General features: G+C 36.5%; 10 protein-coding genes and 1 other annotated feature. All 10 genes read left to right on the top strand.

The window, feature by feature from the left end; translation table 11 throughout:
- Window positions 1–266 precede the first annotated feature (266 nt).
- The 10 genes from polA (at window position 267) to thrS (ending at window position 11,989) form a co-directional block, all read left to right on the top strand.
- Window positions 267–2,909: a DNA polymerase I gene (gene polA, locus NC799_RS02290; protein WP_272444694.1), complete on the top strand. Its 2,643-nt coding sequence runs from the start codon at window positions 267–269 to the stop codon at window positions 2,907–2,909.
- Window positions 2,910–2,924: 15 nt separating this feature from the next.
- Entirely contained in the window at window positions 2,925–3,752 is an 828-nt protein-coding gene (gene mutM, locus NC799_RS02285; protein ID WP_272444693.1) for a DNA-formamidopyrimidine glycosylase, read from the top strand.
- 32 nt (window positions 3,753–3,784) lie between these two features.
- Window positions 3,785–4,402 carry a dephospho-CoA kinase gene (gene coaE, locus NC799_RS02280; RefSeq protein ID WP_272444692.1) on the top strand — a complete coding sequence of 206 codons (618 nt, stop codon included), beginning with the start codon at window positions 3,785–3,787 and terminating at the stop codon, window positions 4,400–4,402.
- A 285-nt stretch (window positions 4,403–4,687) separates the two neighbouring features.
- A complete protein-coding gene (speD, locus tag NC799_RS02275) occupies window positions 4,688–5,065 on the top strand; it encodes an adenosylmethionine decarboxylase (protein WP_272444691.1) in 378 nt (125 codons plus the stop codon).
- A gap of 150 nt (window positions 5,066–5,215) precedes the next feature.
- Window positions 5,216–5,611: a cytosolic protein gene (locus NC799_RS02270; protein ID WP_272444690.1), complete on the top strand. Its 396-nt coding sequence runs from the start codon at window positions 5,216–5,218 to the stop codon at window positions 5,609–5,611.
- A 31-nt stretch (window positions 5,612–5,642) separates the two neighbouring features.
- Window positions 5,643–6,104, top strand: a complete 462-nt coding sequence (gene nrdR, locus NC799_RS02265) for a transcriptional regulator NrdR (RefSeq protein WP_272444689.1) — start codon at window positions 5,643–5,645, stop codon at window positions 6,102–6,104.
- Window positions 6,105–6,261: 157 nt separating this feature from the next.
- On the top strand, window positions 6,262–7,638 hold the full coding sequence (locus NC799_RS02260) for a replication initiation and membrane attachment family protein (protein WP_272444688.1): 1,377 nt from the start codon (window positions 6,262–6,264) through the stop codon (window positions 7,636–7,638).
- Window positions 7,639–7,661: 23 nt separating this feature from the next.
- Complete coding sequence (dnaI, locus tag NC799_RS02255; protein WP_272444687.1) at window positions 7,662–8,603, top strand: primosomal protein DnaI; 942 nt, start codon at window positions 7,662–7,664, stop codon at window positions 8,601–8,603.
- 212 nt (window positions 8,604–8,815) lie between these two features.
- Entirely contained in the window at window positions 8,816–9,673 is an 858-nt protein-coding gene (gene ytxC / locus NC799_RS02250; protein ID WP_272444686.1) for a sporulation protein YtxC, read from the top strand.
- Window positions 9,674–9,732: 59 nt separating this feature from the next.
- Window positions 9,733–9,961, top strand: a binding site (T-box leader).
- A gap of 78 nt (window positions 9,962–10,039) precedes the next feature.
- A complete protein-coding gene (thrS, locus tag NC799_RS02245) occupies window positions 10,040–11,989 on the top strand; it encodes a threonine--tRNA ligase (RefSeq protein WP_272444685.1) in 1,950 nt (649 codons plus the stop codon).
- Window positions 11,990–12,224 lie beyond the last annotated feature (235 nt).

Genomic DNA, 12,224 nt, shown 5'->3' with positions numbered 1-12,224 from the left:
AACTGAAGCCTAATTAGAATAACTCAAAATTCTAATTAGGCTTTTTTAAAAGATAAGAAAAGTATAAAAAATCAACAGCAGTCTAGCGGGACGCCTACCCCGCCTCGAGGTCTTAGTTAGCTGACCAAGGTGCGGCTTAAAAAGCAAATTCATAGTGCTAGCGTCTCCCATGTTTGTTGATTGTTATAGGTTTGTTTTTATATACCTGATTAAAAAGTGGTATGATATAAAATAGGGATTTGAAACCGTGAAAAGGAGTACCTACTATGGACAATAAATTAATTCTTATTGACGGCAACAGTATAGCGTACAGAGCTTTCTTTGCTTTGCCGTTGTTAAATAATGATAAAGGTGTATATACCAATGCTGTTTACGGATTTACAACAATGTTGTTAAAAATATTAGAAGAAGAAAAACCTTCACATATCCTTGTAGCGTTTGATGCGGGAAAAACTACGTTCAGACATAAGACGTTCCAAGAATATAAAGGTGGGAGACAGAAAACACCACCAGAGTTATCCGAACAGTTCCCGATTCTTAGAGAAGTGTTAGATGCTTTTTCGATTAAACATTATGAACTACCTGAATATGAAGCAGATGACATTATTGGTACATTAGCGAAACGAGCTGAAAAAGATAATTGGCAAGTGAACATAATCTCTGGTGATAAGGATTTACTACAACTAGTTTCTGATAACGTAAAAGTTAGTTTAACGAGAAAGGGACTTAGCGAGGTTGATACATATACACCTTCGTTTTTAAAAGAGAAACTTGACATAAAACCAGACCAAGTTATTCATATGAAAGCACTGATGGGGGATAATTCGGACAACATCCCTGGTGTTCCTGGTGTTGGTGAAAAAACAGCAATTAAGCTGCTTACCCAATTTGAAACACTTGAAAAGTTGTTTGACAACCTAGATGATGTTAGTGGAAAGAAGTTAAAAGAGAAACTTGAAACGCATAAACAAGATGCATTTATGAGTAAAGAATTGGTGACTATTCAATGTGAATCACCAATTGCAGTTGAAATGGATGATATTGCCTATAACGGCTATGATGCTAGGAAGGTAATGGCAATCTTTAAAGAACTTAGCTTTCAGTCCTTATTAAATAGAGTGTCTACTGAAGGTGAACATAACGACCTAAGTGAAATCCGAACATTGTCCCAAGTTCAGGTTGATGAAGTAGACACGATTACAGAACACATGCTTACCGATCTTGTAGCTATTGAACTGGAGATGTTGGGTGACAATTATCATACCGACACTATTATCGGGATAGGTTTAGTAAATAATCAGAAAAAGTATTTCATTCCGACAGAAGTTGCGCTACACTCTGATATCTTCAAAAAATGGGCGGAGGATGGATCGAAGCAAAAATTCGTCTTTGATGCAAAGAAAGTACGAGTAGCATTATTAAAGCATGACATCCGAATCGAAGGAATCGAGTTTGATTTGTTGTTAGCATCTTATTTAATCGATCCATCAGAGAACCATCATGACATCCCAGCTATTAGTCATCGATTTGGCAATAATGATGTCTTGTTTGATGAAGAAGTATACGGTAAAGGAGCAAAAATGAAAGTTCCCGAACATGATGAGCTCGTTCAACATGTCACTCGAAAAACAACGATGATTTTTGAGTTGAAAGAAATAGTTGAACAAGAATTGAAGGAAAACAGTCAATATGAGTTGTTTAAAGAGCTTGAATTACCACTTGCTTTGATTCTTGGTGAAATGGAAGCGATTGGGGTAGAAGTCGATAAAGGACGCCTCCTTTCTATGGGAGCGGAACTACAAGAAAGATTAAAAATGATTGAAGCTGAAGTCCACGAATTAGCAGGAGAGCCGTTTAACTTAAATTCGCCTAAGCAACTCGGTCCTATCCTATTTGAAAAGCTAGGCTTACCCGTAATTAAGAAAACGAAAACAGGCTATTCTACCTCGGCTGATATTCTAGAACAATTACAAGATCAGCATGAAATAATACCTAAATTGTTATTGTACCGCCAGCTTGGGAAACTTCAATCGACCTACATTGAAGGATTATTGAAAGTAATCCATCCAAAAACAAATAAAATTCATACTAGGTATAACCAAGCGTTGACACAAACTGGTCGCTTAAGTTCAACCGAGCCAAACCTTCAAAATATTCCGATTCGTTTAGAAGAAGGGAAGAAAATAAGACAAGCGTTTATACCTTCAAAAGAAAATTGGGTGATATTTGCTGCTGATTATTCCCAAATCGAACTAAGAGTTTTAGCACATATCGCAAAGGATGATAAACTTATTCAAGCCTTTAAAGATGATATGGACATTCATACCCGAACAGCGATGGAAGTCTTTCACGTAGATAAACATGATGTAACTGCCAACATGAGAAGGCACGCAAAGGCAGTTAACTTTGGCATCGTTTACGGAATTAGTGATTACGGTTTGTCACAAAGCTTAGGGATAACAAGAAAAGAAGCGCAACAATTTATCGACCGTTACCTAGATAGTTATCCTGGAGTTAAAAATTACATGGATGAAATTGTTCATGATGCGAAACAAAAGGGCTATGTGACAACGTTAATGAATAGAAGACGATATTTACAGGATATTACTAGTAGAAATTTCAATCGTAGGAGTTTTGCTGAGAGAACAGCAATGAACACTCCGATTCAGGGTAGTGCAGCTGATATCATCAAGCTTGCTATGATAAATCTGTTTTATCAATTAGATGAAGAAAAACTACAAGCACGTATGATTATGCAGGTTCACGATGAACTTATTATAGAGGCACCGAGGGAAGAGGTAGATCAACTGAAAGAGCTCGTTCCATCTGTTATGGAAAATGCGATTGAGTTGGATGTTCCGCTGAAAGTTGATTACGCCTACGGTGATACTTGGTTTGATGCTAAATAAAAGGTGGTAGCAATAATGCCTGAGTTGCCCGAAGTAGAAACAATCCGACAAACCTTAAAAGCAATGGTCATAAATAAAACGATAAAAGATGTTTCGGTATTTTGGCCGAAGATTATTAAACAACCAGACGATGTTAAGGAATTCAGTCATTTGATTCGTGGCCAAACAATCGAGGATATCGGGAGAAAAGGTAAGTTTCTCCTCTTTCAGCTAACAGATTATGTCCTTGTTTCTCATTTAAGGATGGAAGGAAAATATGGTGTTTTTACAAAAGACGAACCTGTGCTTAACCATACACACGTCATCTTCCATTTTACCGATCAAACAGAATTACGGTATAACGATGTAAGAAAGTTTGGCACGATGCATTTGTTTAGTAAAGGTGAAGAGTTAAAGGAGAAACCGCTCAGTACACTAGCACCAGACCCATTTGAAGATACGTTCACTTTTAGTGAGTTTTATAATAAAGTAACGAAAAGTGAACGGGTTATTAAAAACATTCTCTTAGATCAAACAGTTGTTGCTGGTCTTGGAAACATTTATGTAGATGAAACATTGTTTAAGGCTGGTGTTCATCCTTTAAAAAAAGGGGTAGATTTATCGTCAAAAGAAATTAAGGCAATTCAAAAGTATGCGAAAGAAACGTTAGCAGAAGCTGTTGCACAAGGTGGAACAACGATTAGGTCGTACGTGAATACACAAGGACAAATCGGAATGTTCCAACAACAATTGTTTGCTTATGGTCAAACGAACAAGCCTTGTAAGCATTGCGGGGCACCAATAGAAAAAATAAAGGTAAGTGGAAGAGGGACCCATTTTTGCCCTAGTTGTCAACCGAACTAATTATTTTTTGGGAAAGGATGGGGATGTTAGCTATGTCTGTTGTTGTTGGATTAACCGGCGGTATTGCAAGTGGGAAAAGCTCAGTAGCTAAAATGTTTACAGATTTCCACATTCCTATCATAGATGCTGATTTGATTGCTAGACAAGTTGTTCAACCAGGTGAGGTTGCCTATCATCAAATTATTGAACACTTTGGTTTACCGGTTCTCGATGAAAATAGGAGCTTAAATCGAAGTAAATTAGCAGAGATTATTTTTTCTGATGCCAATAAGCGTGAACTATTAAATCGGATTGTTCATCCGGAAATAAGAAAAGTAATGATTTCTGAAAAAAATAAACGATTAAAGGAAGGACATCCTTCTGTAGTTATGGACATTCCACTCTTGTTTGAAAGCAATCTGACACAATTGGTTGATAAAATTTTAGTTGTGTATGTGGATGAGAAAACACAATTAGAGCGATTAAAGCAACGTAACGGTTATTCGACTGAGGAAGCGCTTAGTCGAATTCGTTCGCAAATGCCTATCGAGGACAAGATTTCACTTGCAGACGCAGTAATTGATAATAACGGGACCGTTGTACAATCGAAGCAACAATTACATCAACTTATTAATGAATGGGAACTTTTAAAAGGAACCAAAAGGATTTAATCATAGTTAATCTGGATAAACAGTACTATAAACCCTCATAATATGAATGGGATGTATCAAGTCCCTTACCATTTCCTCTTCAGAAAAGAACTGTCTTGCAAAAACGGGGGAAAGCAGATATACTTTCATTGCACCTTTTTAAGAGGGCGAAATCATCGTGCTTTCTTCTCGAACATATGCGTTCCTGGGTGCTTAAAGGGTTAGGACCTCTTTGGACTAACTTTCCCCCGTAGCACTTCTGCATATTATTTCGGAAGGCATTTTCAAAAAAGGGGGAAGTAATAAATGGATACTATGGGTAGACACGTCATTGCAGAAATGTGGGATTGTAATATAGATACGTTAAATGATATGGGATTAATCGAACAAATTTTTGTGAATGCCGCATTAAAAGCAGGCGCAGAAATAAGAGAGGTTGCATTCCACAAGTTTGCACCCTATGGAGTCAGCGGGGTTGTCATTATCTCTGAGTCACACTTAACAATTCACAGCTTCCCTGAACATGGATACGCGAGTATTGATGTGTACACGTGTGGAGATATACTTGATCCTAATGTTGCAACAGACTTTATAGCTGAAGCACTCGAGTCAAAAACGTGTGAAAAGGTTGAAGTTCCAAGGGGTATGGGCCCAGTCAGTGTTAATCAATTTAAAGCGTTGTAAAAATCAGTAAAAAGAGCTCTTGTCGATGCAAGAGCTCTTTTATATTCGTGAAAATGGACACTGTTATCGTTTTCTTGTTAAAAACATGTTAAAATGTGATAAGAGCATATTTGAAATTATGTTATAATTGAAAACAATGAGGTGCGGGAAATGTCCATTCAACAAACGTTTAACAAGTACTTTAATAACCACTCGGAAACAAGTGATAAACACTGGGATCCAAAACTTAAAACACATTATTTTAAGACAACCAAAGACAAAGGCTTTAAAGCAGTTGAAGACTACTTTAGAAATTCAGCTTCATTTGAAGTGGTTGCCGTATCAGAAGAGCGCGGAGAAATAAGTGCAAATTATAAAAAAGGAAAAAAAGCTTTTGTCATTGTCACAATTATTATGGTTCGGCCCTTTCGAACAGCTGTTGATTTTTCTGTAACAACTGAATCTGCAATTCCGTTTGATTTAGGGTATAGTCATAAGCTTATTCCGAAATTTTATGAGGAGCTAAAGAAAGAATTACCACTAGTGGATGCACCTAAGGGAAGTTAAGATTTAGGCAAATGATGGGACTGATTACATAATGCGTTGTCCAAATTGTGAAAACAAAAATACAAAAGTATTAGATTCAAGACCAATTGAAGAGGGAAGATCGATTAGAAGGAGAAGAGAATGTGAGGAATGCTCTTTTCGTTTTACGACTTTTGAACGAATCGAAGAGGTCCCATTAATTGTTGTAAAGAAAGAGGGCACTAGAGAAGAATATAGTCGTGAAAAGCTAATGAGAGGACTAATCAAGGCGTGTGAAAAAAGGCCAGTTGCGTTAGAACAAATTGAGTCTGTCGCGGTCGATATTGAAAAGGAATTACGAAATCGCGGAACGTCTGAGATCAATAGTAAAGAAATTGGTGAAATGGTGATGGATCATTTAGCGGAAATCGATGAGGTTGCCTACGTTCGGTTTGCTTCTGTCTACAGACAGTTTAAAGACTTGAATGTATTTTTAGATGAATTGAAGGACCTAATAAGAACAGACAAAAAATAACTGTTCCGATGAGCCATAGCGGCTCTTTTTTCTTGTTGTGTATGGGAAATAAAAAATTCTGCTTGATGTACTAAACGTGATTCATCTCCAGTGCCTACGCTTTTGTTCCTCTCATTTTTGTTTATTTTTTTACTAAGATAGAAAGGGGTTGGGAATCATGATTCAAAAAAACATTGGGAAGGTGCTACCAGTTGATGGATTTTTGACTATTCTAGAAAGTGAGATTACTTTAACTCATTTTCAATCTTTAACCCATTTGTATCAACCGCTTATAGGTGGAAGAGCAATTGCTCTTTACCAAACCTTATATACCAATTCTGAAATATATAAACAAAATACTTCTCCACAAACCCATCATTTGTTAATGAATTACTTATCATTACCATTGGACGACATATATGATGCTAGAAGGAAGTTGGAAGGTATCGGTCTATTACAGACATTTTTAAAACCAGAACCCAAAGGTAATGTCTATGTTTACCAACTGTTACCCCCGTTTCACCCTAAAGCTTTTTTTAAGGATGCAATGTTGGCTCAATTATTACTCCATCACCTTGGCCAAGCAAAGTACGAGCTAACTTACCAAGCTTTCCATCAGAATGGTTCAATAAATACAGAGGATTCAGATAATATTACCGCAAATTTTAATGAAGTTTTTAAAACGGTTGAGACACATGCAAACGGCAATGATGTCGTAAAAAAAACTAGCCCGAATTTACCAAATGGTCCTAATTATGATGAGGGTGTAGTTGACTTTGGATTTATCGAGCAAATGCTATTACAGCGAATGATTTCTCCAAACAAAATATTGTCAGTGGCTAATAAAAGAGTTATCGGCCAAATGGCTTCCTTGTATGATTTAACAAACCAGGAATTGGAAAAAACAATTCTTTGGGCATTAACAGACGAACATATATTAAATATCGAAGAATTTAAACAGGCTTGCATGGACCTGTTTCAATCTAGTAAAGGGAAAATTGACATTGCTTTAGTAGACAAAAGAGATCGATTATCAACGAAACCAAATAATGAACAGCAAACAAAAGAAGAAAAATTTATTCAAATGCTCGAACAAATTTCTCCTAGACAGTTGTTAGAGGATCTATCTGGCGGGAATGAAGCATCTCCTCAAGATTTGAAAGTGATTAGTGAGGTAATGAGTAATCAAGGATTGTCTCCATCCGTGATGAATGTACTTATTCATTATGTTATGCTAAAAACAGACATGAAGTTGACCAAAGCATATATAGAGAAAATAGCAAGTCACTGGGCACGTAAAAATGTTAAAACTGTTAGACAAGCAATGATGCTTGCTAAGTCTGAAAATAAAAAATATCAGCAATGGGGTACTAATAAACAGTCTTATTATCAGAAACCTACCAAAAAAGAGGTCATACCAGATTGGTTTAAACAACGAAACGAAGAAAAGAATACTAACGATGTAAAACCTACTAAAAAAGCTGGCAAACCAATAGAAGATATTGGTGAACGATTGAAAAATTACACTAAAAATAAAAATGCAAACCAAACTTAAACGTGCTAATAAGGGTGAGAATAATGGAACCAATACAGTCGTCACTAAAAAAGTGGATGAGAGAGAATAGTAATTTTTATGAAAGCTACAATCAAATTCGAAGAGAAACTGTATCGGACAAATACGTAAAGGCAATTTTAGATAACCATCCTGAATTTACCGAGCAAGACATAGATAAAAATTTAATGAAGCTTTATGAATTTAAATCACAATCAAAAAAATGTGAAAATTGTCCAAGCCTAGAAGGGTGTATTAATATTTTAAAAGGTTATTCACCTTACATTGAGATTTCTGGTAAAGATGTTCATTTAACTTATGAACAATGTAACCGAAAGAGAAAAGCAGACGAACAAAAAAGTAAGCATTCACTAGTCCAAGGTCTATATATGCCAAAAGATATTCTAGAAGCTTCCTTAAACGGGCTGGACTATCAAGACCCCGATAGGCACGAGGCGATTAGTAAAGCTTTGGATTACGTTCAATCGATTGATACAGGAAAGAAGCAAAAAAAAGGATTATATTTCTATGGACCATTTGGAGTCGGGAAAACATATATTTTAGGTGCGATTGCTAACGAATTAGCTGATCACAAGCTAAAGACGTTACTTATTTATATGCCTGAATTTGTTCGAGAAATGAAGTCCTCCTTAAAAGATGATTCAATTAACCAAAAAATTGACTATTTTAAGAAAGCCGACGTTCTTATGTTCGATGATATTGGTGCTGAATCGATTTCTTCCTGGTTTCGAGATGAAATATTAGGGTCCATTCTACAATATCGAATGATGGAGCGTTTACCAGTATTCTTTAGCTCTAACTACAGTATTAAACAATTAGAACACCATTTAGCTACTACTAATCGTGGGGATACAGAAACAGTCAAAGCGGGAAGAATAATCGAGAGAATAAAGCAGGTTAGTACGGAAGTACCACTGTTTGGGCAAAATCGTCGAGAATTTATTTGAAGTTAAATAGCGCTTAAGGGTGCCTCCGGAGCATGGTTAACTGGCTAAGAGCATCACATAGTTTTTGCGCTTCAGCTGGGCGTTCTTCGCTTTTCTTCTCTAGTGAATAAGCTCATTTTGAAATAAGGTTTACTAGTTTAAATAGATAATTCATTTTTGTTTTAACTCACCCATATAATGTAACAGTTTGAGAGTAATGAGGGTGATATGTTTTGCTTGACGTCTATTTTGAAACTAAAAAAGAAGCGAATACTTTTTCTGAACGATTGTTAGTCTATAACCCGACCGTCGAAATCCATTGGAAAAAAAGAAGCGAATGGGGTTACCGAGTCTTAGTAAGCGATATGTCGCATCAACATACCGATCATATCCAAAAGGAATTTATTTCGAAGGCCATGACAGATGTCTTCATCCTTCATCGAGAAATGAATTGGATTTATGATGTGATAAAAAAGAAATACTACTACGATAATTGTGATGAAATTCAAAGGATTGCAGATATAACACAGTCGATTATTGCAGGGGAAGATATCGACTTGGTTCACGTGTTTAAGAACAAGAAGCCTAGAGATTCATTACTGGGTATTTTTCGGACAAACATGAAAGAATCAGTTATACATTTTCAATCCATCGTTAATTTTCGAATGCAGCCGTATAGAAAAGAACTCATCGACGTTATTGGTTTAGCGATTGATGAATTTAAACGTGAGGAAGAATACCAAACGTTTATCCATTCTTTAAGAGAGTATGTATCTCGAAAAAAAATGAACGGTTCGGTCATCCATGTGTTGCAAGGGGGGGACTTTACTTTTTTTAAAGAAAATGGGGAGAAATACACATCAGTAGAATTAAAACGATTAATTAAAAAAGAGCCGTTATACATCGTTGGGTTAGACGATAACGAACTTAATTTGACCCCTATCTTAGCGATGGCGCCAAAACAAATATATATTTATGGTAATGATCCTACTGAACCGAAAACATTAACCGTCCAAAATATCTTTGAAGAAAGAATGACGTTTTTACCTGCTACAGATTTTCCGTTCAATCAGTCCTTTCATACAAACTGATTTACACTTGCATTTTTGTTTTTTAGTGGCTATAATACCTTCATACAATATTAATGCGTAAATCGGTTAAGATGAGGACAAGATTCTTTGAACGAAGATCGTAGAGAGGGAAGTGTACTGCTGAAATCTTCCTGTTCATTCGACATGGAATTACCACCTCTGAACCCTGTTTCCGAACCATCAGTAGGAAGCAGCGTCTCATCTCGTTACAGATGCTTAAGTGTCATAACAACATGATGTTGTTGTGGAATTTAGGGTGGAACCGCGAGTATAACGCTCGTCCCTTGTTTTGTTGAGGGACGAGCGTTTTTTATATTTTGCGCATTTTATCTAACTAACAGACAAGTAAAAGGAGTGCAATCAATCGTGTCAAATCAATTAAACATTACGTTTCCCGATGGTTCTGTAAAGGAATTCCAGGCTGGAACAACGGGTGAAGATATAGCCGCATCTATTTCACCAGGATTAAAGAAACAAGCACTAGCGATTAAACTTAACGAAACGCTTTATGATTTACGTGCTAATATACCTGGAGACGGAAACATCGAAATTATTACAGCTAAAAGTGACGAAGGTATCGAAGTCATGCGCCATTCAACGGCCCATTTAATGGCACAAGCAATCAAGCGTCTGTATAGTGATGTTAAGCTAGGTGTTGGTCCCACTATTGAAGGTGGATTTTACTACGATATCGATATGGAGGAGTCGTTAACACCTGAAGACTTACCGAAGATAGAAAAAGAGATGCAAAAAATTATCGATGAGAATTTAGAAATTGTTCGTAAAGAAGTAACTCGTGAAGAAGCAAAAGCAATGTTTGAAGCAATTGGTGATAACCTTAAACTTGAATTATTAGAAGCCATTCCTGAAGGGGAAACAGTTTCTATTTATGAACAAGGTGAATTTTTTGATCTATGTAGAGGGATACATGTACCATCCACAAGTAAGATTAAAATTTTCAAGCTATTAAGTATATCTGGAGCATATTGGCGTGGTGATAGTAAAAACAAAATGCTTCAGCGCATTTATGGAACAGCTTTTGAAAAGAAAAGCCAATTAGATGAGTACCTTCGTTTACGTGAGGAAGCTAAAGAACGTGATCACCGAAAACTAGGTAAAGAGTTGGAGTTATTTACTGTTTCGCAAAAAGTGGGGCAAGGGTTGCCGTTGTGGTTACCAAAAGGTGCAACAATTCGTCGAACAATTGAACGATACATTGTTGATTTGGAAGAACGTTTAGGATATAACCATGTCTATACACCAGTATTAGGAAGTGTAGATTTATATAAAACGAGCGGTCACTGGGATCATTACCAAGACGATATGTTTCCGGTAATGGAAATGGATAATGAAGACTTAGTGTTACGTCCGATGAACTGTCCACACCACATGATGGTATTTAAGAATGAATTGCACAGTTATCGAAATCTACCAGTTCGTATTGCTGAATTAGGTACGATGCATCGCCACGAGATGTCTGGTGCACTTGCAGGTTTGCAAAGGGTACGTGCAATGACACTAAATGATGCTCATATTTTTGCTAGACCAGATCAATTAAAGGATGAATTTATCCGGGTAGTTGAATTGGTCCAAGCAGTCTATAAAGATTTTGGGATCGATGATTATTATTTCAGGCTCTCCTACCGCGACAAAGAAGATAAAGAAAAATACGTAGACAATGATGCAATGTGGGAAAAAGCTCAAGCCATGTTAAAGGAAACAATGGAAGATATGGAATTGGACTATGTGGAAGCGGAAGGTGAGGCAGCGTTTTATGGTCCAAAACTAGACGTTCAAGTAAAAACTGCCCTAGGTAAAGATGAAACGCTATCTACTGTTCAATTGGATTTCCACTTACCTGAACGTTTTGATTTAACCTATATCGGAGAAGATGGTAAGGAGCATCGTCCTGTTGTTATCCACCGTGGTGTGGTTTCCACAATGGAACGTTTTGTTGCCTTCTTAATTGAAGAATATAAAGGAGCATTTCCGACGTGGCTAGCACCCATTCAAGCAAGAATTATCCCAGTTTCTGGAGATATCCACATGGATTATGCAAGAAAGGTTGAAGAGGAGCTTCGGATGGATGGTGTTCGTGTTGAAGTAGACCAACGTGATGAAAAGATAGGCTATAAAATCAGAGAAGCACAGACCAAAAAAATTCCATTTGCGCTCATTGTTGGAGATAAAGAAATTGAAGAGAAAGCTGTTAATGTCCGTAGGTACGGAGAAAAGGAATCAGAGACTAAGCCACTAGTTGATTTTATAAAAGAAATAAAAGAAGAAATAAATAATAAAGTGTTAAGAAAAAAATAATAAACGATTAGGTTATCAGGATGTCCTGATAACCTAATTTTAGTTTTTGACAAATAGTCGTTTGTTTTTACTTGTGAAAAATGATATTCTATGTAACGTTGAGAAAAAAACGCTGAAGCTGGACGTTGCTATCGCAGAAAATATTATCCACGCTTGGATATTGTATACTTTCTTATTATAAACAAATCACGGTTTGACATAATCCTTTGCCCGTGTTATATTGTTAAAAGTGAAA

The sequence above is a fragment of the Aquibacillus salsiterrae genome, assembly GCF_028416595.1.
Taxonomy (GTDB): Bacteria; Bacillota; Bacilli; order Bacillales; family Amphibacillaceae; genus Aquibacillus_A; species Aquibacillus_A salsiterrae.
Note: the sequence above shows the minus strand (reverse complement) of the source record. Positions and strands in the feature narration are given on the sequence as shown.